This window comes from Paenibacillus sp. FSL R5-0749 (assembly GCF_038595085.1).
Lineage (GTDB): Bacteria > Bacillota > Bacilli > Paenibacillales > Paenibacillaceae > Paenibacillus.
In genome coordinates, this window is record NZ_CP152005.1 from 3,587,760 (window position 1) to 3,613,511 (window position 25,752).

Annotated in this window: 18 protein-coding genes and 2 pseudogenes; 18 read left to right on the top strand and 2 right to left on the bottom strand. The window is 47.4% G+C overall.

Annotation, left to right across the window (positions count from 1 at the left end; all coding sequences use genetic code 11):
- Positions 1-126 precede the first annotated feature (126 nt).
- The 17 genes and pseudogenes from MKY85_RS15830 to MKY85_RS15910 all read left to right on the top strand — a co-directional run bounded on the left by MKY85_RS15830 (position 127) and on the right by MKY85_RS15910 (position 19,765).
- Positions 127-1,131 carry an ABC transporter substrate-binding protein gene (locus tag MKY85_RS15830; protein ID WP_342570019.1) on the top strand — a complete coding sequence of 335 codons (1,005 nt, stop codon included), beginning with the start codon at positions 127-129 and terminating at the stop codon, positions 1,129-1,131.
- 108 nt (positions 1,132-1,239) lie between these two features.
- On the top strand, positions 1,240-2,841 hold the full coding sequence (locus MKY85_RS15835; RefSeq protein WP_342570020.1) for an AraC family transcriptional regulator: 1,602 nt from the start codon (positions 1,240-1,242) through the stop codon (positions 2,839-2,841).
- Positions 2,842-3,003: 162 nt separating this feature from the next.
- Positions 3,004-4,041 (top strand): NAD(P)/FAD-dependent oxidoreductase, encoded by a 1,038-nt coding sequence (locus MKY85_RS15840; RefSeq protein WP_342570022.1) that lies wholly within the window; start codon positions 3,004-3,006, stop codon positions 4,039-4,041.
- 321 nt (positions 4,042-4,362) lie between these two features.
- Positions 4,363-6,123, top strand: coding sequence for a histidine kinase (locus tag MKY85_RS15845; RefSeq protein ID WP_342570023.1), 1,761 nt, complete (start codon positions 4,363-4,365; stop codon positions 6,121-6,123).
- Positions 6,124-6,173: 50 nt separating this feature from the next.
- On the top strand, positions 6,174-7,637 hold the full coding sequence (locus MKY85_RS15850) for a helix-turn-helix domain-containing protein (protein ID WP_342570025.1): 1,464 nt from the start codon (positions 6,174-6,176) through the stop codon (positions 7,635-7,637).
- Between the two features lie 232 nt (positions 7,638-7,869).
- The gene (locus MKY85_RS15855; protein WP_342570027.1) at positions 7,870-8,301 is read left to right on the top strand and encodes a hypothetical protein; all 432 of its coding nucleotides are present in this window, start codon (positions 7,870-7,872) and stop codon (positions 8,299-8,301) included.
- Positions 8,235-9,164 carry an extracellular solute-binding protein gene (locus MKY85_RS15860; RefSeq protein ID WP_342573400.1) on the top strand — a complete coding sequence of 310 codons (930 nt, stop codon included), beginning with the start codon at positions 8,235-8,237 and terminating at the stop codon, positions 9,162-9,164. Before MKY85_RS15855 ends, MKY85_RS15860 begins: the two co-directional genes overlap by 67 nt.
- 23 nt (positions 9,165-9,187) lie before the next feature.
- Positions 9,188-10,138 carry a sugar ABC transporter permease gene (locus MKY85_RS15865; protein WP_339233861.1) on the top strand — a complete coding sequence of 317 codons (951 nt, stop codon included), beginning with the start codon at positions 9,188-9,190 and terminating at the stop codon, positions 10,136-10,138.
- Positions 10,123-10,956 carry a carbohydrate ABC transporter permease gene (locus tag MKY85_RS15870; RefSeq protein ID WP_145402123.1) on the top strand — a complete coding sequence of 278 codons (834 nt, stop codon included), beginning with the start codon at positions 10,123-10,125 and terminating at the stop codon, positions 10,954-10,956. The genes MKY85_RS15865 and MKY85_RS15870 overlap by 16 nt, the downstream gene beginning before the upstream one ends.
- Before the next feature lie 5 nt (positions 10,957-10,961).
- Entirely contained in the window at positions 10,962-12,143 is a 1,182-nt protein-coding gene (locus MKY85_RS15875; protein ID WP_342570028.1) for a glycoside hydrolase family 88 protein, read from the top strand.
- Positions 12,144-12,237: 94 nt separating this feature from the next.
- Positions 12,238-16,062 carry a polysaccharide lyase family 8 super-sandwich domain-containing protein gene (locus MKY85_RS15880; protein WP_339233870.1) on the top strand — a complete coding sequence of 1,275 codons (3,825 nt, stop codon included), beginning with the start codon at positions 12,238-12,240 and terminating at the stop codon, positions 16,060-16,062.
- Positions 16,063-16,341: 279 nt separating this feature from the next.
- Positions 16,342-16,761 (top strand): annotated as a pseudogene (locus MKY85_RS15885) (GNAT family N-acetyltransferase).
- A 260-nt stretch (positions 16,762-17,021) separates the two neighbouring features.
- Positions 17,022-17,224, top strand: a pseudogene (locus MKY85_RS15890) (dihydroxy-acid dehydratase); the annotation flags it as partial.
- Between the two features lie 429 nt (positions 17,225-17,653).
- Positions 17,654-18,151 carry a MarR family transcriptional regulator gene (locus tag MKY85_RS15895; RefSeq protein ID WP_339255448.1) on the top strand — a complete coding sequence of 166 codons (498 nt, stop codon included), beginning with the start codon at positions 17,654-17,656 and terminating at the stop codon, positions 18,149-18,151.
- The gene (locus MKY85_RS15900) at positions 18,148-18,732 is read left to right on the top strand and encodes a nitroreductase (protein WP_342570030.1); all 585 of its coding nucleotides are present in this window, start codon (positions 18,148-18,150) and stop codon (positions 18,730-18,732) included. The genes MKY85_RS15895 and MKY85_RS15900 overlap by 4 nt, the downstream gene beginning before the upstream one ends.
- A gap of 17 nt (positions 18,733-18,749) precedes the next feature.
- On the top strand, positions 18,750-19,235 hold the full coding sequence (locus MKY85_RS15905) for a nitroreductase family protein (RefSeq protein WP_342570031.1): 486 nt from the start codon (positions 18,750-18,752) through the stop codon (positions 19,233-19,235).
- Positions 19,236-19,402: 167 nt separating this feature from the next.
- Positions 19,403-19,765 carry a VOC family protein gene (locus MKY85_RS15910; protein WP_339233879.1) on the top strand — a complete coding sequence of 121 codons (363 nt, stop codon included), beginning with the start codon at positions 19,403-19,405 and terminating at the stop codon, positions 19,763-19,765.
- Positions 19,766-19,818: 53 nt separating this feature from the next.
- Here the strand turns inward: MKY85_RS15910 and MKY85_RS15915 are convergent, their stop codons facing one another.
- Positions 19,819-20,262, bottom strand: a complete 444-nt coding sequence (locus tag MKY85_RS15915; protein WP_339233881.1) for an Rrf2 family transcriptional regulator — start codon at positions 20,260-20,262, stop codon at positions 19,819-19,821.
- Positions 20,263-20,482: 220 nt separating this feature from the next.
- On the bottom strand, positions 20,483-24,085 hold the full coding sequence (locus tag MKY85_RS15920) for an FN3 associated domain-containing protein (RefSeq protein ID WP_342570032.1): 3,603 nt from the start codon (positions 24,083-24,085) through the stop codon (positions 20,483-20,485).
- 312 nt (positions 24,086-24,397) lie between these two features.
- Between MKY85_RS15920 and MKY85_RS15925 the strand changes: the two genes are divergently transcribed.
- Positions 24,398-25,750, top strand: coding sequence for a glycoside hydrolase family 140 protein (locus MKY85_RS15925; protein ID WP_342570034.1), 1,353 nt, complete (start codon positions 24,398-24,400; stop codon positions 25,748-25,750).
- Positions 25,751-25,752: the final 2 nt, after the last annotated feature.

Sequence of the window (25,752 nt, forward strand, 5' to 3'; positions counted from 1 at the left end):
TAGAATGTATATTGAGCATGCAATCCGATATGGGGTAAAATCTACTCAAGCAAAATGATAATGATTATCATTATGAATGCATTATTTTTGCTACAATACATAAAACTTACGGGAGTGAAGGCAGACATGGCAAGATCAGTATTTATGAAAATTAGGTGGATTTCGCTTATAACAGCAGCCATAATTTCAGTGACAGGTTGCGCATCGGCAAGCAAACAGGGTGCGGCTACGGTGTCTACCGATCAGGCCGGACAGGCAACCGCAGCCACCAGCGAAGCTCCATCTCAGACGGAAACACGCGTTGTAACCGATGGCTTCGGAGAGGTAGAGATTCCGACCAATCCGAAGCGAGTCTCGGCTCTTTACCGTGAAGATTATTTGGTTGCGCTTGGGGTAACGCCTATTGTGCAATACTATAACCCGATGTGGGGCAAGCAGGATTATTTGAAGCTGGACGTGCCGTTGTTCGATGTGACCGGAAATATCGAGGCTTTGCTCGTGGCCGAGCCAGACTTAATCATTGGCGCCGGAGAGGTCGATGCAGAACAATACGAGCTTTATTCCAAGGTTGCACCGACGTTTCGCTTGCCGGACGACGTACTTTCGGATTCGCGCAAAACATTGACCTTAATTGCTGATTTGCTTGGTCTCAGCGAGAAGGCAGAACAGGTTATTGCCGATTATGATGCTCACATTGCCGATGTAAAAGCAAAGTTGAACTCAGCGATCGGCGATGAGAAGATTGTTGTTCTGCGGATGAACGTCGCGGACAAATCGATCAATATTTTCGGCATCCATAACACGTTTGTCGGAGAAATCTTGTATAAGGAACTTGGGCTGAAGGCTCCCGCATTTGCCGAGGCAATGACGGAGGGCAACATCGTCTTGTCGAATGAGGTTATTCCGGAACTTGACGCGGACCATATTATTTTGCTGCCGTCCAACGGAACATGGGAGGAAGAGAGTAACGCAAAAGCGCTTGAAGAAATGAAGGCCAATTCGTTATGGCAGACGGTTCCTGCATTTAAGAACGGCCATGTATATCCCGTTGAGAGATCGTATTGGCAGACGGGAGCCATTACAGCCAACGGGCTGAAGATGGATGATTTGCTTCGATTGCTTGCCCCATAACGGAGCAGGGAAGAGCCACTTTTCAACGAAGGTTGAAGGGTGACTCTTTTTAATTTACACTATATACATTGAGAATGAATATCAATTGAAAGGCGATGGATAGTAAGAATGGATATTGAAGAGGGCAAACAAGCGTGGACGGCTCCTTCAGTTCAATATGTGCTACGATCGATCCGCTTTTTTGTAGTGGGCGAACAAGTAGAGACGAGTGACTGGGACGGCGAAGACGAGGATCGAAACCGAAACGACAAAGAAGGTTTTGAACTCTTCTTTCTCATGAATGGAACCGGTCAGGGAAAATGCTATTTACAGGATGCTGACACAGCTTTCTCTATTGATCAACAGGTCATAAACTGCAGCTATTACCGAGTGTGCTTCACAATGATCGGCAATGATGAAGCTTCAAGTTTGCTGCCGGACAAGCAAGAGCTTGCCTGCACACCCTTCGCGAAAGCGATGGAGCTGCTTGATGAGTTATATGGACTTAGCGGAGCGACAGGCGAGCTGGAGCTGTTCCAACGATATGTTAAATTCCAAGAGCTGTTGCTCTTTCTATTCCGCCAAAATGCACCTGCAACTGAAGATAAAGGAACGGATATCGAGCGTCACGGGGTAGAGCGCAGTATACGGCACATCCATGAATATTACAGTGAGCTTCTGACCGTCGAGGAGCTGGCTTCCATTGCAGGCATTGATCGCTGGAAGTATACTCGCCTGTTCAAAGAGGTTACGGGTCAAGTACCGCTTCAGTACTTGAATGAAGTACGGATTAGTCAAGCCAAAAAGTGGCTGGCATGCGCCGATGACAGACTGCTCGATATTGCGCTCAATGCAGGATTCAACAATGAATATTATTTCAGTCGTCGTTTCAAGCAGACGGTAGGCATCTCGCCCGGACAATACCGCCGAAGCCGCAAGGGAGAGCTTAGAGTAGTGGCACCGTATCTGGAGGATTTTCTCGTTGCGCTGGGTATGCAACCGATCGTCCAATATCGACATGAGAAATGGGGAAAACAAGAGTATCTAGGTTTAAACCACATTCCGACGTTCGACGAGAATAGCGGCAACTTTGACGAGCTTACCTATTATAAGCCGGATCTGATAATGCTTGCGGATCGTTACGAGCAACAACAATATTCTCAGTACCGACGTATATCCAACACGTGCATCCTGCGAGAGCAGACCACGAATTGGCGTACGCTGCTGCGTACCGTCGCCGATTATTTTGGCCGGATGGAGTTGGCCGACGATGCGATTGCAAATTATGCTTTCAAAGCACGGAACGCGAGCCATATGCTGAATCAGCTTATGAAAGGTGAAACAGTCGCTTTTTTGCGTATCTCGGCGGACCAGATCATCCAATATACAGAAGAAGGACAAGGTTTTGTTTCAACGGTGCTCTATGGTGATGTTGGCTTACGCGCCCATTCCGCAGTAGGTATAGCCTCAAAATCGAATAAGCCGGGTATGTTCACTCTCTCTGTAGAGGAACTGAGTACGTTAACCGCGGACCATCTGTTCATTACTTTTGATAAGTGGCATAGCCAAGAAGAAGGGATGGAAAGGGTCCTGCTGGAACAGCCAGAGTGGCGCGATCTTCCCGCTGTAAGAAACAACTGCGTATATGAGGTAGATTTTCTAACTTGGATGAATAACGGTATTATTTCTAACGGCAAAAAAATAGATGATATCCTGCGATCGTTAGCATAAGTTTGTTTTCCTCGCGGCCAAAGGCTCAGCACTCTTTGTTTTGTATAAAGCAACCGTCGGTTTTGTCCATTGTTATTGTCACACTGTCGAAGCTAAAATAGTATTGATAATGATTATCATATGTGCGGACATGTACATACGCCCTCAGGAGGAGGACTTCAATTGAACGAGCAGCTTGAATTATACGATGTGACAATTATCGGCGGTGGTCCTGCGGGAATGTATACTGCTTTTTACAGTGGAATGCGTGATTTGAAGACGAAGTTAATAGAAGCGAAAGACGAGCTGGGAGGGCGGATGCTCATTTATCCCGAGAAAATGATCTGGGATGTTGGAGGATTTACCCCAATCCTATGCGAGAAGTTAATCACCCAATTATCGGAGCAGGCAAAAACGTTCGACCCAACGATTGTATTCGGCCAGCACATTGTCGGATTGGAGAAACAAGCGGATTCGACTTACATTCTGGAGGCGGCAACAGGGGAGAAACACTGGACACGCACAGTCATTCTGGCGATTGGTCGCGGCATTCTGCGAATGGCTAAGCTGGAACTGGAAGGGGCTGAGCGCTACGAGGTGTCCAATCTGCATTATACGGTGCAGGAACTGGAGCCTTTTAGAGGAAAACGAGTACTTATTTCGGGAGGGGGAAATTCCGCTGTCGATTGGGCGAACGAGCTGGTGTCCATCGCTGCTCAGGTGACGGTCGTACATCGACGGGACCACTTTGGCGGACACGAAAAAAACGTTGTTCGAATGAAGGAGTCCTCCGCCGATGTGCTTACGCCATATGAAGTTACGCAATTATATAGCGGCAATGGAAAGGCAATTGAACGGGTGACGATTGCCCACATCGAATCAGGGGACTCGCACGAGCTAGAAGTTGACGAGGTCATTGTCAACCACGGACTGAAATCCGATTTTACAGGGATTAAGGATTGGGGACTGGATATGGATGACTGGAACATATTTGTTAGCCCAAAACTTGAGACCAACTTGCCGGGCATTTTCGGGGCAGGCGACTTTGCCAATTACGACAGCAAGCTCAACCTGATTGCAGGGGCATTCACCGATGCAGCTCTAGCCCTTAACAGCGCCAAACAATATTTAGATCCCGAAGCGCCGAGAATGGCTTATGTATCGTCACATAACGAGAGGTTTAAAGAGCGGAACAAAGCGCTTGGGGTAGCCACTGAATAGAATAGCGGGGCCTGCAAACCATATACGAATAAAAAATGGGTAGAATCGCAACTGGCTCACATACACTCGTGTTCGAGCTAGACTAAAATCCTTAATATGTACGTAAGACTAAACAAAGTCGCTATTTTAGCGGCTTTGTTTATTTTATTTTATTGTTACAAGTTCTTGTCCCAAGATGGCTAAATGCGTTCTTCTCATTGCTGATACATTTCCTTCTTTTTACCTTGAAGTCCACGCTCATATAACACATACTTAAATTTATTTACTCAATCATCACGGATTAACAGAAAAACTTCTCGGTATTACAGGGGGTGGGAGGTTGTGAGTTCAAAAATTACCAGATGGACCCTGCGATCCAAATTTATCTTGATCTTGCTGCTCTTTGGTGTGCTTCCCATGATTGTTATCGGCTGGGCTGGTTATAATGCCTCCAAACGTACAATCATTCACCAGGCTATGGAAATCCAGTCTCGTTTACTCGAACAGACAGTTGCCTCTCTAAACAGTGAGCTGTCCATGTACCAGATGCTTGCTGGATCGTTCGGGCAGGAGGAAAGCGTCCGCCAGATGCTTGATCCAGAATCTTCACCAGACGATCTAAAGCGGTACATCAAGGAATGGGATATGTTCAATCAATTGATGAGCAAACTAGTCTTTTCCAAATTCGAAAAAACGCCCTCCATCCTAATTTACGGCTATAACCGTAAAGTGTTCACAAGTTGGGGGGCGGACGGCAGCAGGCTAGTCGACTATCTCGACAGCAAGGCGGAGTTCAAAAAAGTTTTGCAAGCCGGAAGCAGCGAACGGTTCGTGTGGGTAACTCCGCATCTGGCGTTCGATCCGTCAAGCGCGACTGAGCCTATGCTCACTTATGAGGCCGGATATACGGATATAGAGACCGGCACAGAGTGGGGGAAGATAATGATTTCGAGTTCTGTGGCGGCCTTGGTAGACGATCTTGCTTCAAATAACCAGTTTATCATCGCGAAAACGGATGGGTCGCTGGTATATTCTCCCCCAAAAGCAACCGCGCCTGTTGCAATCCTCCAAGAAGCGGTCTCAGCGGATTACGGTAAAGTCACCACCGTACTGAATCAGGGTAAGAACATGGATAATTCTCTCTATATATCCGCCAAGCTTCTGAATGATTGGGTCGTCGTCAAGGAGATTCCCTATCAGAATTTCCTGTCCGAACTTGGACAAATCCGCAACATTCTGTTAGTGGTCATCGGACTCTGCGCATTACTTTCCATCCTACTCGGACACTTGTTCACCGGCCGAATTCTGCGGCCGATTAAGCAGATGGTCCGTGTCATGAGAAGGATCGGGTCAGGAGAATGGACGCATGTTCCGCTGATTCGCACCGATCCTGAGCTTGATATGCTCCAGCGTTCATTCCTAAGCATGACCTCCGATTTGAAGGAATTGCATGAGCGTATGGAGATGGAGCAGCGACAGAAGCTAGAGCTAGAGTTGCAAACACTGCAATCGCAAATTCAGCCCCATATGATTAAGAATACACTGGCGGTGATCAGTGGGCTGGCGTTACACGGACAGATGGAGCAGATCCGTGAGGTCGTCCATGCTCTGGGATACTTTCTATCATCAAAAATATATCCGGAGAACCCGCTCGTGACTGTTGAAGAGGAACTGGATGCACTGCAGCATTACCTGACCATTATGCGGATTCGCTACCCGGACCGCATTCATGTCCTGATTGATGTACCAGACGCACTGCTTGGGCAGCACATTCCCCGCTTTACTTTGCAGCCGCTGGTGGAGAACAGTATCTATCACGGTATGTACGGCGAGGCGGCCATTCATATCTGGATACAGGCTTATGATATATCCGACACCTTCACCATCACCGTATCCGACAACGGAGCCGGTACAGCCAGTCGTCCACTCGAAGCGACCGTAGAAGTGAAGAACATAGAGAAGATGCAAACATATTCCGGTATTGGGTTGTCCAATATTCAGCAACGCATTGCCCTGTATTTCGGTGGAGCAGGAACCTTGCAATTCGAAAGCTCTCCAGGATCCGGCGCTCAGGTGGAGATATCGCTGCCGAAGCGACAATAATCTAGAAAAAGTTGTGTTCATAAGGAGGCGAAAACATTTCCATTCGAACGATGCTGGTAGAAGATGAGTGGCTAATTAGAGAGGCGCTGCTAAGAACAGTACCCTGGGAGCATTACGGATTTGAGATTGCGGGCCAGGCAAGTAATGGAAGAGACGCACTCGAAATGTTCATCCAGCTACAGCCGGATGTTGTGATTACGGATATTCGCATGCCGGGAATGGACGGGCTGGAACTGATCGGCTGTATCCGCGAGATATCACCGACAGTGCTGATTTGTATACTTAGCAGTCATACCGACTTTGGACTCGCTAGGCAAGGCATACGCTACGGTGTGTTTGAGTATTTGGACAAACTTAATCTATCATCTGGAGAGGTTGAACACTGCCTAGAGCGGCTATATGATACCTTTCACAAGAAGCTTTCCGAGCAACGCGGGGGGGCCAGTTTACTGGTAGCATCACGGCCTGAAGTCCGGATCCTTGAGCTTCAGTCTCCATCCGCCTGGCTGAAACAGTTCAGGTTAAGTGCGCGGGAGTGCGCAGGCTGGAGATGGATTATTATGCTGATAGATCGGGAAATATGGGGGCAGACGGATATTCACGCTTGGCTGGAGTGGTTTCCCTATCCGGCCGTCATTGCGGAGAGGCGATTGTTCGTTGACACCGAGCAGCGACTGCATCTGATTCTCGAGGACGAGATTGAAGCGCCGCACTTGCTGCTAGAGCGCTATGAAGATACGGGCATACTGATCAGTTCCAGAGTAGCCGGACCGAACGAGTGGGAGAAGGCATACCGTGAAGCTGAGGAATTGCAGGCGGACTTATTCTATACGGGCTGGAACCATATGGTCGAGTATGAGCACAAGCGTATATATCAAATGTCCGTCACGGTACTTCAGGCTGAACAGGAGGAAAATCTGATTGCTTTGCTGGCGGGCGGCAATGCGAATGCCATCATGGATTATTTAGATCAGTTGATGCAGGACGCCGAGTGGCGTAGCGTTCATCCTAAGCGGCTGGTTCAGGCGCTAACGATGCTGCTCACGCGGAATATTCCCGGCAGATATTTTCATCGTGAGCATATTGCAGCTTGGGGGGAAACCATCAGCCTTGCCCATTCCTGTACAACCGCCAGACAATTCATGGAGCGTATGTCAGCTGCCTTAAGGACCGTTATGCAGGATAATGAACGTTCGGTGACCATAGATGTAGAATCGGCGATCCGCTATGTGCAGCAACATTATCCAGAGAAGATAACGCTTGGGCGCTTGGCCGGTGCTGTTCATTTGAATCCAAATTATTTCTCCACGCTGTTTAAGGAACAGACTGGAGAGACGCCTATGTCCTTCGTAGCTGGCTTTCGGGTGGAAAAGGCAAAAGAGCTGCTCAGGCGCAGGGAAGGAAGCATACAGGAGATTGCAGAGCAGGTAGGTCTGCATAATCTCAGTCATTTCTCACGGGTATTCAAAAAAATGACAGGAAAAACGCCCTCAGAATACCGCGGGGATCTGTAAAACAGAACACAAAACTGAATAATTGACTAACCAAGGGGAACCCCCCCTTTTTTTTCTTTTCAAATGTTATATATAAGATATATTTACTTACACTAAGTTAACGGAAAGCGCTATCAAAAATATGAATAACTCAACAATTGTGCTGAGATTTGTGCAAAGACAAAAGTTTAGAACTCTATTATAGTTACGTCAAGTAAGAAATACTCACACATTCGAACTTGGAGGGGACTACATGAGAAATTGGTTTAAACCTTTGATTGGAATTATGACCAGTGCAGTAATACTGGCCGGATGCGGATCGAGCACAATGGATAATACGACAGTGAATTCATCAACTTCGAAGCAAGCAGTAGCCATCAAGTTCATGCTATGGAACGACAGCGCCTCAGAGCGGATGTATGATGAACTGGCTCAAGCGTTCGAAGCGAAGAACCCGGGCATCACCATTGATTTTACCAAAAGTGATGCAAACACCTACAGCGAACGTCTAACCGTAACGCTGACAGGCGGTGGCGAGGTTGATGCTTTTGCTTTTAAGAGTCTGGATGAATATTACAAGAATATTACAAGCTGGCCTCGTCGGGGCGCACGCTGGCAATCGATGATCTTGCGACTGCTGACAACACAGAGCTTTCCGGTGTTCAATCCTTTTTTAACGATCTGAAAATTAACGATAGACTTTACGGCTTGCCATTCCGTTCGGACGGCTGGGCGCTCTACTACAATAAAGATCTTTTTGATCAAGCGGGAGTTGCATATCCCGGCGATGACCTGACTTGGGAGCAATATGTTGAACTAGCCAAGAAGATGACAAGCGGAAGCGGGACAGATAAAATTTACGGTTCCTTTATGCCGGACTGGCCGCAGACCTGGTACTCCTATGGACAGCAACTGGGAAGCTCGCTCTACAGTGACAACTTGACCCCTTATGTGGAAGGACTCAAGCTCCGCAAGGAGCTGTCAGAAAGCGGTGCGCAGCCTTCCGTAGCCGAGAATAAAGCAACCAATGCACATTACAGAACGGCTTTCCTCACTGGGAAATATGCCATGGTTGTTACTGGAACCTGGTTCCCAGGCATGCTGGAACAGGATCAGAAGGACAATAAGCTCAACTTTAACTGGGGGATGACGTATGTTCCTCATCCGCCGGGAGTGCAGAAGGGCACAACAATGACTGCAGTCGTTGTTCATGCCGTGAACTCGGAGTCCAAGCATCCCGAAGAAGCCAAGAAGTGGATCAGCTTCATTTCCAGTGAAGAAGGACAGCAGATCGTGGCAAAATATCAGACACCGGCTTCCTCAGCAGATCGTGTCAAGGATCAGTACAAAGCAACCTTTACCAATGATGCGGTGAACATGGATGCCATATTCAATATTATATCTGTTCCGGAACGGGAACTGCGCAAGGGGATTACCCAGATGAACACGATCGCCACAGAAGAAGGAGAATTAGCATTGCTGGGCGAGCTGACACCTGAGGAAGCAATCGAAAACATCAAGAAGAGAAGAGAGCAAGAGATTCAATAGATCAAGAAGTGGGAAGTGATGAAATGTCTTCTTTGAATAAAAGCACACTAGGGACACAGGGAACCAGCCTGTTGGAAAAAAGCAAAAAAACGTCATTGTGGCAAAGGATGATGCATCCGCAAGCGAGAACAGCCTATCTCTTTCTGCTCCCAAATCTGCTAGGGTTCTTGCTATTTATTGCTATTCCGAGTGTGATGGCGTTCGGACTTGGCTTCACAGAATGGGACGGGTATAATCCGGTGAAATGGAACGGGCTGGATAATTATTTCCGGCTTGTGCGGGACGAGAACTTTCGAATTGCTTTACAGAATACGTTGCTCTACACCTTTGGCTCCTGCCTGCTCGTTATCATTGCATCTCTATCATTGGCCTTGCTTGTTAACCAGAAAATGAAAGGGATGTCGCTCTACAGAGCCGCATTCTTCTTCCCACATATTGCATCGTTTATCGCAGTAGCGGTGGTATGGCAGGCCATTTTCAATCCAACGCTCGGACCACTGAACATGTTCCTCAGCAAATTTATGGAGCAGCCCCCCGGATGGCTGGTCAGCTCGAATTGGGCTTTGCTCAGCATTATACTTGTCTCGGCCTGGAAGATGGCTGGCTACTATATGCTGCTGTTCCTGGCCGGCTTGCAGGGAATTTCCAAAGAGCTGTACGAGGCAGCCAACATTGACGGTGCCAATATCCTGCAGCGCTTCCGCAATATAACACTGCCTATGTTATCTCCAGTGACGTTTTTTGTCATCATTACCTGCATTATTAATCTGTTCAAGTCATTTGATCTCGTGTATGTCATGACCGGTGGTGGTCCGGGCCGCTCCACGAAGCTGCTCGTCTATGATATCTTCGTTCAATCATTTCGCAATTCCGCATTTGGTTACGCCTCGGCTGAGGCCATCGTGCTGTTCCTGATCGTTCTGGCGATTACTTATGTTCAATTTAAGGGGGAGAAACGATGGGTCAACTACTAGGTCGAGCAGTGCCTAAATCTCTGGCGCATCTGTTCATGATCTTAATATCTCTGGTTATGATCGTACCCTTTCTGTGGATGCTGTCCACCTCCTTCAAGTTGCAGGAGGAAGTGTTCCAGTATCCGATACAGTGGATTCCGCAGGTATTTCACTTCGAGAATTACGTCGAGGTATGGACCAGTATTCCATTTCCATTATACTATTTCAACTCTCTGAAGGTCTCTATCCTGGTTACTTTGGGGCAGCTGATTACCTGTTCTCTGGCTGGTTACGCTTTTGCCAGATTGGATTTCCCCGGGAAGAACCGATTGTTCATCATGTATTTTGCAGCCTTTATGATCCCTTATCAGGTCATTATGATTCCGCAGTATTTCGTTATTAAGAAGCTAGGCCTTGTCGACAGCCATTGGGCACTGATCTTGCTGGAAATCTTTAGTCCCTATGGCGTGTTCCTAATGCGCCAGTTCTTGTCGGGAATCTCGAAGGAACTCTCTGAGGCGGCGCGGATTGACGGCTGCAACGAATTCGGCATCTTTGCGAGAATCATCATGCCGCTGGCCAAGCCGGCGTTAGCAACGCTTGGAATCTTCGCTTTCTCCTGGGTGTGGAATGATTTTCAGGCTCCACTTATTTATCTTACCAGCGATAGCCTTAAGACACTGCCGCTCGGCTTGGCCAGTCTAAACGGCGAGTTCACATCGCAGACCCAATTAATTATGGCAGGTACAGTACTGTCACTTATTCCGGTAGTCACTGTATTCCTATTCTTCCAACGATACTTTATCTCGGGCATTACTGCCGGTTCTGTGAAAGGATGAGAACTGTGAAGAAAACTCTAGTAACGAACGTAAAATGGCATGAGGCCATCGAATATGCAGTCCTCAAAACAAAACAAAATTTGTCCCGGTACAACCAGAAGTTCCCCCATATCTCCAATGACAAGTGTTATGAATGGGGTGATAACGAGGACTGGATCGAAGGCTTCTGGACCGGCATAGTCTGGCTATGTTACGAGTACAGCGGTGACGAATATCTGCGTTTGCAGGCTAATAGCCAGATTGCCAGCTTTCATCGCCGGCTTCAGGCCCAACATGCACTTGAACATCATGACATTGGCTTCCTATATGGATTATCCGCACTCGCGGGCTGGATCGTTGAAGAGGATGAACGGCACAAACTGCTTGCACTGCAAGCCGCTGATCATCTACTGGGACGTTGGCGAGAGACATCTGGGCTCATTCAGGCTTGGGGGCCGGAAGATGATTCGGAGAATGGGGGGCGTATCATCATCGACTGTTTAATGAATCTCCCGCTGCTGTACTGGGCTTCCAGTGCAACCGGCAATCCCCGCTATGCGGAGGTTGCCGTCCGACAGGCCGAGTTGTCAAGGAAATTTCTTGTGCGGGGAGACGACTCGTCCTATCACACCTTTTATTTTGACCGAAGCGGAAATTCGCTGAGAGGGGGAACACATCAAGGCTACAGTGACGGGTCTACATGGACACGTGGACAGGCTTGGGGCATCTATGGATTTGCTCTGTCTTATCGCCAAACGGGAAACATCAATTTTCTGGAAACCTCGAAACGCCTGGCTGCTTATTTCATAGAACGAATACCGGCTGACGGCATCGTTTATTGGGACTTTGATGTTCCCGTGACCGGCTCTACCAGTCGGGACAGCTCCGCTTCCGCTATTGCAGCTTGTGGCATGCTGGAACTACTGGAACATTTAGCACCTGACGATCCGCAGAGGCAGCGATTAGAAGATGCGGTCTTGGTGACTATGACGGCACTAGCCGAGTCCTCAATGAGCATGGCGCAGGAAAAGGAAGGCCTTATCGATCATGGATCATATCATGTCAGGGGCAGCTACGGGCTGGATGGTTATATGATCTGGGGGGATTATTTTTATCTTGAAGCGCTAATGCGTCTGGAAAAGCAGATTCCCGGGTATTGGTATGAGCGGGGGAAAAGCCTGATTCCGTTCAAGGATATAAATCGATAAATGTTCATTCTTCCTGATGTTTTGAAGCGGCTAGAATTTCGTTTGCTGCATTTATAGGCTTTTGACGCAAAATCAGAAATTTGGAGGGGTTGGTATGCAAGTGTATAATCAGCCATTCATTAAATCGTTCTTCTTCCGTTTGATCATCATGCTGCTGGTTCTGTCGCTTATCATTCCCCCTACAGCCTTGCCATCGGCGTTCGCCGCTGGCACCGTATACGTAAATGTTAACTATGATGAAAGCGGAAATGCCAAGAATACAAAGCTCTATAACGGCTCCACATACAGCGGCTCGGTCGGCGGAAGTTGGGGCATCTATAATTCTTTGGCAGAAACAGATTATGTGACTATAGAAAATGCTCCCCAGCGCGAGGATTACAGTCTCAAAATCGTTTCCAATACCAAAAACGTGAGTACCGGAAGAAATAATCTGGGCGGAACGGAAGCTGGCAATTCCGGCATCGCCGGAAAGCTGGTTTTTGAAGCGTCGGTTTATATGAACAGTACTACACATCGCCGGGAGATTCAGTTCAGAAGCCTGAATGCGCCTTCCCCCGCTACAAGCACTACCAATATTTCAGCCCTTACCTTCAATGCTGCGGGAGAAATAAGGGATGTCAGCAACCAGTTCCTAACACATTACGAGAAGAATTCATGGTACAAAATAAAAATGTTCATAGACAATTCAGCACGCTCCATAACTTATTTCCTGAATGATCAGTATTTAGGAGAAGCCTTGCTGCCTTCCGTCTGGATGAATATTAGACATATATACCTGAATCAGTATTTTCAAAGTGGGATGCAGGCAGAGTGGATGGTCGATGACCTGAAACTCGCGGAATACGTTCCAATTACGGGAATCAGTACTTCAGTGGCACAGCTTGAGCTGCCAGTGAGTGCCAGCACCAATATAGTGGTTACGGCCTTTCCGCAAAATGCTTCCGACCAGCGTTTACTTTGGAGTACGAATGACCCTGATGTGGCCACGGTGACTAATGGCACGGTCCATGCGCTCAAAGAAGGTAGCACTACAGTGAATGTAAGCACTTATGAGGGCAATTATTCGCTTGCGGTTCCAGTGTCAGTGACCAAACCGGTGCTGCCGCTCGGCATCATACTGCCGGATGAAATTAATCTGGCGGTAACAAGCAAGCAAACTCTGCAGCCTGTATTTAATCCCCAGAATACAACGAATCAGGCATTGAGCTGGAGTTCCAACAATCCAGCTGTTGCCACCGTAAATGCCGTTGGTGAAATCACCGGAATATCGGTCGGATCGACGGCGATTACAGCAGTATCACAAACCGATCCGACGATCTCTGCAGAGGTTACCGTTATTATTACTCCCTATATTCCTGTCGCCTCTGTTGCCATAACCTCTCCACCCTCACAAATTTCCAAATACGACAGCCTGCAACTCATCGCAAATGTTGAGCCGGCGAATGCAACGGAATCACAGCTAAGCTGGGTATCGGATCACCCGGAAATTGTAAGTGTGGCTGCAGATGGAAAAATACAGGCACTTGGCGTCGGTACAGCTACGGTGTCCGCAAACACAGTTAACGGAGTGGGAGATTCAGTTACACTTGAGGTGGTTGCTCCCCAGCCAGAAAATCCCGAAGAATATGATGAAATCAGGCAGCGTTGGAAGGAGACTCTGATCGGCAAAAATTCTCTGGATGTTAATGAAACAGCAGTGCAAACCATTATTCAGGCCAATGCATCTGCAGCTCAACAATACTGGGATAGCATGCAACTCGCATCGGGAGGCACAACGCTCTGGAATGACCTGCCTGCTTCTGCCAGTGATTCTACTTTTATCAACAACCACTATACCCGATTGAAGACAATGGCATTAGCCTATCAGACAAGAGGAACATCTCTATACCATAATTCCGGGCTAAAGGACGATCTGCTTCAAGCCATGGACTGGATGCTGGATAAGTTGTACACGGACACGGGCACCGAATTCGGGAACTGGTGGAACTGGGATATCGGCGTTCCCAATCGTTTGGTCGATATTCTGATCCTGATGTATGACGAGTTGACACCGGAACAAATTCTGAGGAATACGGCAAGCATCGATCATTATATCGGGGACATCACTTCCGCTTCTTTTACACAGACAGGTGCCAACCGCTCCGATATCATGCTGATTCAAGTCCGTATGGGGCTTGTCGAACATAACTACGACCGGCTAATTCAAGCCAGGAACGGGATGAGTGAGCTATTTCAGTACACAGCTGCAGGCGATGGCTTCTATGAAGACGGCTCGTATGTGCAGCACAGCACGATAGCCTATACGGGAAGTTATGGGGAGGTTCTGATACAGGGGATCGGGAACCTGATGTTTCTGCTGAACGGAAGCACCTGGGAGCCGATTGTTCCCGAAATGAGTAATGTCTATCGGTGGATCGACGAAGGATTTGCTCCTGTATTATATAAAGGGCAGGCTATTGATATGACAAGAGGACGCGCAATCGTCAGGCCGGCAGCAGATGCCTATTACTCCGGCAGAAACATTCTGGCAGGTATCTCCCGAATTGCAGTGACATCTCCTGCCGAGCTATCGCTTCAATTAAAGAGCTTGGTGAAATATCATGTAGAGTATCAGCTGAGTAGGGGGGGATCATACTATCAGTTTCCACTGGATTTGGCAGATACGATCAGGGATTGGGTGGAGGATCCTGCGATTGTTCCTGCCACCGATGTTCAGGCACACTATGAGTTGAGTGGCATGGCTCGTAGTGTACATCGGGGCGAAGACTTCCTGTTCGGGGTCAGTAAAAGTTCAAAGCGTATTGCTACCTATGAGCTTACCAACGGAGAGAATCCTAAAGGCTGGTATACTGGTGACGGGATGACGTATCTCTACAACCAGGATCTGTCCCAGTATACAGGCAGCTTCTGGGCAACGGTGAACTGGAGCCGACTTCCAGGCACAACGGTTGTCTCGCGGACAAGAAATTCTAGCAATTATCAATATGGGGATGGCGAGACCGTCCCGCTTAATTCCTGGGCGGGCGGCACAACGTTGGATACTTTCGGCGTTACAGGCATGGAACTGCTTCAGAACGGCACACAAATGCAGGCGCGGAAATCCTGGTTCGCTTTTGACAATGAAATTGTTGCGCTAGGTGCTGGCATTACAAGCACAGATAACCTTCCTGTAGAAACCGTCATTGAGCAGCGGAAGTTGAGAGAAGACAATTCAAACAGTTTCTACGTGGATGGTGAAGTTCTGAATGGGACCATAGTAAATGAAGAGATAGAGAATCCATCATGGGCTTATCTGGAGGGAAATGTGATAGGTTCGAACATTGGTTATATCTTCCCGAATCATTCACCGATCAGATTGACCAGACAAATTCAAGAGGGAAGATGGTCCGACATTAATCTCAGCAATCCTCCTTCTGCAACATTACCTACCGAACTGCTACAGAATTATTTCCTGACCATGTGGATTGATCATGGGAATAATCCTGCTGACAGTCAGTATGAATATATGATTTTGCCAAATGCAAGCAAACAGGAAACAAAAGAATACGCCGATTCGCCGGATGTCACCGTTCTCGCCAATTCTAAGACGGTTCAGGCGGTCCGAGAGAATACGCTTAACGTTGCCGGGTATAATTTCTGGACGGATACTCTGACTTCGGTAAATGGCGTTACTTCGAATAAGCAAGCCTCTGTCATGATTAGAAAAAATCCGGAGGCGAATACGATTGAGCTTTCAGTGTCTGATCCTACACTAGAGAATCAGGGGTATATTGAACTGGAACTGGATACAGATGCAGCAGGAATACTAGGTAAAGACGATCAGATCGAGGTACTACAGCTATCACCCACGGTGAAGCTAAAGATTAATATGCGAGATACCCTCGGGCAGACATTGCGGACTAAATTGCAAACCCAATGAAACCATGACGAGGCAGATTAATTTGTTTGGCTATCCCTGAGTTGGTCCAAGGCTAGGTCGCTGCTTCACCCTGACAGACGTAGAGAGTTCGAAATCATACAGTCGCCGTCTGGGGAGTTTGCCTGGAGGTAAATAGTACAGATATTATTACATCTAAATTTGGTCGATACAGTGACGGGACTACCACCCCCACGGTTCCGATTCTGTCATGTAAGTAATGTGAAATACAGAAGGCTAACGGATGTAGTTTATACTTAACATTACGCAGGAATGGATACAATGGATATTCGTGTAGATGATTTGAGTGGGGTACAGGTGATTGGATTAATTGCAGAACATTTGCAAGGAATGGCAGAGGACTTCCCACCAGAAAGCGTTCATGCCCTTAATCTGGACGGGTTGAAGAAGCCCGGAATTAATTTCTGGTGTGCATGGGAAGATGAAAGCTGCTTGGCTGTGGGGCTATCAAGGAATTGGACAAAGAGCATGCAGAACTCAAATCGATGCGAACAGCTAAGAATCATATGCGCAAAGGTGTAGCTAGAAATGTTCTTGCTCACATTATTGAAGCAGCCATAAGCCGTGGATACAAACGGATCAGCTCGCAAGCTGTATGAAGGTTTTGGTTTCACGTATTGTGAGCCGTTTGCAGATTATATCCTAGATGGGATTAGTACATTTATGACGATGGAACTGTAGTACACGTTTTGTAAATATAAAGAACGTTCAGAATATTTAGAGAACGTTACTTGAAGAACAGCATTCTGTAGATGCAGAGGGTGCTGTTCTTTGGCGTATATATGTTTCCTTCTACTGAAAAGGTGCAAATATGCTGTGTATTCAGGAGATCTTCGAGAAATCGGTTACTGGAGCACATGATTTATTTAGTCGTCTTCTATCAGTATCAGTACAGCATTGGGACACAACCAAAATACCTGGCTGATTCTATTTCCGATTAGATGATTGTAGGAAAAGGTCTCGGTGGGAAAGTTGCTCTCATAACATCCGGCAGATTCTCTGGTGGTTCGCATGGATTTATAGTCGGCCATGTATCACCTGAAGCACAAGTATGCGGGTAAAAGTAAAATCCGGTGTACTCGGCAAATATGCCAAATTAGTTTCCTCTGCTTCAAAAGGTGCAGTAACAGATTTGATGGAATAAACAAGCAAATATTGATGCTGCATATAAAATAGGACGTTAGAAGCTGCTACAACGAATGCATAGAGCGTGTGAAACAAAAAAATGCAAGCTTTAAAGATTAAGAATGTCGCGCCATAAGATTCTACAACAGTTGTATGTAAAAAGATTGAATTTTAAAAACCCGTTAATCAGAAAAGATTAGCGGATTTTTGTTGACCAGGGTGGAAATCCAGGTTCGGAATGGGCAGGTTAAAAAGATAAGATATTCCTTTTAAGGCAGGTCTCTGTCCGGACTTTAGCGTGATGTTGCAAGGTCAGAAAATTTATTTGATAATCATTATCATTCATGTTATATTGTTCACTAGTAAACAAAATAAAATTAATTATCCTTAAACACCATACTATTTAAGAAATATTTTTGTTTACAAGTAAATAAGGAGCGATCACAAGATGACTTCAAAAGATCGAACAAAACAATTGCTTCATGACCAATTTATCCGTTTTTTACATGTATATGAGAACCACAAGAATACAGAAATTGAGCATTTCCTAAGTGTCGCCCAGCGAGAAAGCATCGAGAACATTCCTCAGCATTTGACCGCCGTTCATATGATAGATTGCATAGGAAAGCATGAGCCTATTAACAACACAGGTATTGCCGAGGCGATGAATTTATCCAAAGCAAGTATCACCAAAATTGGCAACAAACTGCTGGAAGAAGGATTCGTCAAACGCACAAAAATGAATGACAACAAGAAGGAGAGTTATTTCCGGTTGTCACCGCAAGGCAAAAAGATCTTTGAATTGCATGAACGTCTGCATGTACATGAGGCTGAACGCTTCTATCGTACGCTCGACAAATATTCGGAAACAGAGCTAAAAGTCATTCATCAATTTCTTCAAGACAGTAGCATCAATATTGAATCCAGATCAAACGAAGGAGAGTGAAGCATTTGAGTCTGGCGGAATTGATCAGGGAGCGCAGAAGCATTCGTAAATGTAACTCTACGCCGGTGGACCAGGAGTTAGTTGTTGAATTACTACGTAAGGCTAATCGGCTTCAACCATTTGGTGAGGCTGGCTCGTGGCGTGTGGTATATGCCGGAACTCCAGAAGCGCGCAAACGGTTGGTGGACTGCATGCTCGAACAGATGTCGCAGAGCAAACTCGGCAAACTGATTCCCTTAAAACTTCTGGATGTGTTCAAAAAGAGAGTTACCGATATTCCTGCACACGTCATTGTTATGTCGACTGTAGGGCCGGATCGTTTGACCAATGACCGCAATTATGCGGCTGCCTGCGGGATGATGCAGAGTTTTCAACTGATGGGTTGGGAACATGGGTTAGGAATGTTATGGGATACAGAGTCCATGATTCAGCATGAAGGATTTTTCAGAGGAATTGGCCTGCGTGAGGATGAAAGATTCGTTGGCATTCTTCATATAGGGTATTTCGACAAAGTGCCGAGAAGTCGGAAAAGAACACCAGCCGAGCAAAAGTGGACCGTATTACGAGGGCAGTCTACATAGAAGAGGAGGTTGTAAAAATGAAATTGTCAGATCTGGAAGGAGACATGGGCGGTCCGAGTGAATTTTTGGATCAACCAGTATCGCAGGATCTAATCCTTGAGTTGCTCAATCACGCCGTATGGGCGCCAAATGATGGACTCCGAGAACCGTGGCGATTTATCTTTGTTGATAACCCGTATGGGGACATCCTGCAGGGATTACAGGAGCAAGCACCTGCGTATCTTCTGGTCTTGGTGAATGCAGAGTCAGATCAACATAAGCAGGAAGAGGACTTTGCAGCTGTCTGCTGCCTAATTCAAAATTTCCGCTTGCTGGCATATGAGCAGAGTCTGGGTGTGCGCTGTACATTGCATGACTGGATGTACGAATCGAGCCGTACTGAAGTGTTTGGTGTACTGAGTAACGAGCGTATTGCTGCGGTTCTAGAATTGGGATACGGTGCAAATCAGTCGAAAGGAACTACTGATTTGCCTGAGACTCAACTTCATTTTGAACTTCTCTAGAGTGTTTTTCATTAAAGTCGCTTTTTGAGCGGCTTTTTTTATTTTATCGACCACGTTTTGATCGTGTTGATCTTTTTGAAAGCTTGACAAAGTCAAAATGTTTATATATAACTAAATTAGTTATAACCATTATGGTTATATTTAAAAAATCAAAATTGGAGGTTCATATGAAAATCATAAATCATTTTATACCCGTTTTTACCGAGCAATTGGAGGTAACCGTTGCATATTATGAATCTCTTGCGAATCGATCTATGGATCGTACGTGGAATATTCCCGAGGCAGGCTTATCTTTAGCCACAGTATATCCTTACGTCATTGTGTCTGGAAGTCCTGAGGCGCTGGAACCTGCTAGATCACTCCGAGCAGTGGTGTATGTCGATTCCATGGACGAATTAAAGGCAGAATTAACCAAACAAAATACCCTTATCGTAAGAGATCAGCATGGTCCTATTGGTCCAAGCGTTTTTGTTCAACATCCAGATGGCAGTTTTATTGAATATGTTGAGCCTGAGGCAGCTTCTGTCTGAATTGGTGCAACATCAAAACATACAAAATAAGCTACTCCATTAGAGGAGCAGCTTTATTTTGTATTTGCCTTTATCCGTAGTTGCTCCACAATTTGAGCAAGGGTAACAGAAGCGAGTTCATCCTCCATAGCCTTCTGGGCATTAGAGAATTGGGGTAATAGAATGGATTCAATGTTCATTCCTACAGAACAATTGGGGTCAGTATCCTTGTGGATTTTGAAAAGCTGGTCTCCGTCCACCGATTCGACTGCTTGGAAGATATCCAGTAGCGTTAACTTTTCAGGAGATATCAGAAGAGAGGCCCCTGCAACTCCTGGTTTTGTATCGATATAACCCGCTTTCTTGAGCTGGGCCATGATCCTTCTAATGACTACAGGGTTACTATTGATGCTACGCGCAATTCGATCGCCTGTACTGTAAAGCGGGTCCAGCGCGATCATGGATAGAATATGGACGGCCATCGAAAAGCGACTACTTATTTGTTTCAATCTACTCACCTTCTTTGCTGAATAGTATAGTTTCTTTCATAGAACAGGTCAATCGACGGCTTCGTCACCAGGCAAACAGAGTGGATGTGAGGAATTGTCAAAAACCACCCGCTATGAACTGCACCTCCAATCGTTAGATAGCCTCCAACAATTTAAGATACAGCTCACCGAGCGCGTGGTTACGATTTTCCTTATCCTAATGGAAGGTAATGAATTGGTGCTTATGTTTCTATGGAAGAGCAGTAATCATAATATCATCCACGAAAGCTGTGTTGTCCCCGGTTCCCGAAGTTGCCACAAACCGGATTTGATGTTTTCCCGGCTTGATGAGCTGAAAGGAGTTCGTGGTGAACTCGGCATAAGCACCGCTTGTCGGTATAAATGAACCGAGCAACTGATCATCCATGTAGACATCAAACGACTGTTGCCCCCCAAAACTGCTCCGCTTCGCAGACTGAAATTGAATGGCGTAGTGGCCTGCTGGGAAAATCAGGGATTGGCTGAACTCGCCCTGCTTGCCATTCAGGGTCTGCAAATACGCAGCTTGCGTGCCTTCCGGTGCGTCGGAAGCACCGAACACACTGCCATTGCGAATGCGGCCTGCATTGTTTTTGAAGCTCCAACCGTCACCACTTGCCACAGCTACTCCGTTCTGGGACGTGACGGTTGGACTTTCGAATCCGCCATGTTGCAGAGCGACATAGTCAGGAACGGCAACCTTTTCTATGGAAACCTGATCAATAAAGGTTGCACCTGTGCCTGTACCCGTTGCGGAAAATAGGATCGTATGCGAGCCAGGTTCAACGGTAAACCAATCCGTTGTAAAGGATGCATAGGTGCTGCCGGACGGCGTAATCGTTGCGACCGTTTGCCCATCCACTTCAATCTGCACTGGTTGAGCTGGCCCTGCATTCTGAGCAGCAGCTTTCAGATTAATGACGTAGCTGCCTGCAGGAAACGTCAGCGACTGTTGAAATGAACCATGAGCGCCATCTTGTATTCGAACAAATGCAGCCTGAACCCCGGCAGTTGCTGGAGTAGAAGTCATGCTGCTGCCACTTCGCAATATCCCCGCCTGATCATTAAAGCTCCATCCAGCAGTTATGCCGCTCACCGTGCCCGACGGATTAGTAACCACAGGTGACTCAAAGCTCGAATTGGTGATATAAGGGTCTTCCGGAGTCTGTGGTAACGTAATCCGTACATCATCGATAAAAGCCGTATTGTCACCTTCCGTCGTTGTGGCTAAAAACTTGATCGTGTGTTTGCCCCCAGCGCTCTCGAAGGGCTCTGTTCGGAAAGTTTGGAAATTACCGGATTCAGGCCGAAACGAGCCAATGACCTGATCATCGAAGTAGATGTCAAAGGACTGCGTACCGCCAAAGCTGGTGCGTTTGGCCGCCTTGAACGACATTTGGTATGTTCCCGGCTTGAAATGGATCGACTGCCTTATCGTGCCGGAGACGCCACCATCCGTTTTCAGATAACCTGTCTGTACACCTTGAGGTGCAGCACTAGCCTGGAATGGACCGTTGTTATGCTGCACGCCGGAACGGCTGTCGAACACCCATCCGTTGGTCATGGGTCCCGGTCTGGCCGATGTGGTAGCCGGTTTTTCAAATCCAGCGTTGAAGAACGTGACCACAGGAAGCTCATCCGGTATCTCGGGGTTAACAAAGCATCGCTTGTCTACGCCCGGAATCGGATCGCCCAGAATGGCACTTGTACAGGCAACGCCGTTTTCCTGAATGGAATAATTAAATAATCCGTCTGCACCGTAAGCAACGACCGCTTTACCCTGAAAATAACACTCTCCGCCGTTTTCAATCATGCACAGCTTATACCCGTCCGGGGCGCTGCTGATTTGTCCGATCTGATACAGGGAGGACACCGTGCCGGATGGTTGCAAACCATCTTTAAATGCTTTGGCTTTGTAGAGCGCAAGCGAACCTTCGTTCAGAACAATGGGCCTCACATACAGGGAGGACTGGGCTGTAGGCTCGCTGCCGTCTGTCGTGTACCGAATTTGCGCTCCGCTGGTCGTTGTCTCCAAATAGAGCATCTCGGAGCTAGGGAATATGTGCCAATCCAGGCTGAATGTTGGCACTTCAACTTTACCCGCCTGTGACGAAGGCAGAACGCGTACGAGGGCGACGCCATATGCCGATGGATCGGCCGTACTGGTCGCACGAACCGCAATCAGCGTTTCATCCGTCACCTGAGGTGCCTGATATACGCCGCTGCTGCTGTTAATGGTGCCGTTGTTCTGTCCGACCACGCTCCAGGTCACACTTCCGGTATTATCGATTACTTCTGCCCCAAGCGTGATGGAGTCACCTGAGCGAACCGTAGGATTAACTTCATCCAGCTTGATCTGGGTCTCGGCAGGCCGGGTTGTGTAAATGATTACATTGTAATCTCCATCCACGTTGCTGTCCGTCAATGAAGTCCCTCCTGGAAAAGTTGCTGCAACCGGAGGAAGAACCGCGTTGGCTTCTTGAACAATATCGTTCTTGTATACAAATTTGCGGAACGTTTGATTCACCGCAGTATCGCCAAAATCAAGCTTGATTTCTTTTTCCGTGCCGGCTTTGGTCTCCACAAGCACGGTATAATTGCCGTCGTCATCTCTGAACGCCGCAGCGCGTACATCGTTCGAACCGCCCGTGTCCACAGCCAGAACCTCGCTATGCTCGGGAATATAACGGTTCAGCATGCCTGCGATATAAAATGTTTTGCGAGGGATCAGCCCCAGAACAAGCGCATCCCACATCGTATATGTGCCGTTCGTTCCGCCGGTAGGATCATTGGTCCAAACCCCGTTTAACTGCCACATGAGGGCTGATTTCACACCCATATTGGCGGTTTGGATGACCGAGTTCGCATATCCCGCATCCCAATTGCTCGCCTGATCATCTGCCCAGCCGAATTCGGTCAGGTGTAGCGGCTTGTCGCCAACATACCCTTTCCGCAGCGCAAAGGCGCTGCCGAGCCCTTCATACGATTCTCCATATACATGGAAGCTGTATCCATCGATGGCGTCATCCGCATATTGCTTCATGTACTCAATCCAGGCCGGAGCGCCCGTCTCTTCAGGACCCCAGATTTCGATCAGATCGCGCAGACCATCCACAGTCAGCCTGGCACTCGTTTTATTCACCATTTCGGCATAATAGGCTTTCTGGTCACCGGGAGCCTCAAAGTCCCAACTGCCGTTCGGTTCGTTATAAAACGTCAGATATTTCACGTTGTCGTAACCGCGGTTCAGTATCAATTCCTCCAGCAGGGCAGAGGCAGAAGCGGCATAAGCATCCAAATCAGCTGGCGCACTCGTCCATGGATCAATGCCCGGTATTGTGAACCAGTCATGCACAGTCGATCCGACTTTCCAACCAAAGTTTAGCTCAATTTCGGTTCCGGCAGCCTTGAAGGCGTCGAGATATTTGTAGAAAGCTTTCATTTTTGCACTGTCCCATGTATAGGTTCCTTTCGCGGGTTCCATCCAGTCGATCTGAAACCACACTCTGGCCACCTTGGGCTGAATGGTCTGAATTCGCTTGTTGTCTACCTCCCAGTGGGCTTCCGAATAACCGTATTGAGTTTGCCCGGGCATGAGGGCCGTAGGAATGGTGTTGACGCCGACGCCGAGAAAATCATCCTGAATCACATCACTCGTATCCATCGTAATTGTGTGGCTGGTACGGTTCAGATTCTGGCTCTCGTTCTGATCCGCATAAATGAGGGAAGGAGCGGGAACAAACGAAGCGAGCATGGTGGATATAAGGAACGGAATTGCCCATCGTGAAGCTAAACGACCGGATCTACTTTTCATTTCAGCTCTCCTTTTTTATGGTTTACCGCAAGGGCTACTCCATGAGGTGGTTTAAGACAGTCGACTTGCGGCACTTAAAATGATAGCGTTTACAATATAAGTCAGATTTGAATTATCCATGGATACAGTTGAAAAAATAACGGCTGAGGTTGAACAAAACGAAGCCGGGTTGAACGATTCTGCTTGGTAAAGGCCCTTTACGAATACAAATGTGCATTTTATGCTTTTATTAGAGAGTGTTTCGTCAGAAACATGAAAATGATCGTCATAGCAATGCCCATGGAACTGTAAAAATAGGGAGGGTCCAATAACATGTCAACTAATCCATACTCTACCATCACTGCGCTTCAGGTTTCCGACACCGGTCGCTATCTGGAAACGTCGGAAGGAGTCCCTTTTTTCTGGCTTGGTGACACGGCTTGGGAACTTCTGCATCGTTTGAACCGGGAAGACACTGAACTGTACCTTCGTACAAGGGCCAACCAGCGTTTCACGGTCATTCAAACAGTGCTGCTGGCCGAGTTCAGCGGTACCACAACGGGCAATGCTCAAGGCAGACTGCCTTTTCATATGGACGAGAACGGTCAACCTGAACCAATCCGTCCGGATACCGATGGACCTTATTCCTATTGGGATCATGTAGACGCTATGCTTCAACTTGCAGGCAATCTGGGTCTGTATGTTGCACTGCTCCCGACTTGGGGTGACAAGTTCAACAGGAAGTGGGGGAAAGGCCCAGAAGTATTTTCACCGGAAACGGCCTTTGATTACGGAAAATGGCTGGGAGAGCGATACGCTGAATATCCTCAGATTATCTGGGTACTGGGGGGAGACCGTCCTCTGGAGACAAAGCGTCATTTCGCAATTGTCACGTCCATGGCACAGGGGCTGAAACAAGGCGGTGCCCGGCAACTAATGACGTTCCATCCACCGGGATGCGAGTCATCTTCTCGCCAACTGCATGATGAGCCGTGGCTTGATTTCAACATGATTCAATCCGGACACGGGGAGCGGGAGATTACCAATGATAGACGTGTGCAGCAAGATTATGAACGTAAGCCGGCGAAACCCACGCTGGATGCCGAGCCATGTTACGAGGATATTCCTGTCGGATTTCGGGGGGAACAAGGTTATTTCGATGCAGCGGATGTGAGGAAAGCTGCGTATTACGCTTTATTTGCCGGTGCGCTGGGTCATACGTATGGACACCATTCCATATGGTCAATGTACCAAGGTCCGCATGATCTCATTGAATCGAACAGCCAAGGGGATTATTTCATTATGTCCTGGCGGGAAGCACTGCATCGTCCTGGTGCGGAGCAGATGCGCCATGCGCGTGCATTACTCGAAGGGGAGCTGGGCCCGGATTGGAGACCCAATTCGAATCTGATTCATCAGAACCGTGCAGGCGCAAATCATGCCGTAGCTGCGCAGAGTAAATATAACGCTTACATTTATCTACCCAATGGCTTGTACGTCGATGTCGTCATGGGGTATATTGAGGGCAAGAAAACAAATGCCATGTGGTTTTGCCCCAGAACAGGAGATACAACCAAGGTTTCTTCAGATTCAGATTCTACAATACCGAATCAAGGCATTAAACGTTTTGCAGCCCCAACCAGCGGAAGAGGGAATGACTGGATTTTGATTTTGAAGGGGGTCTAATG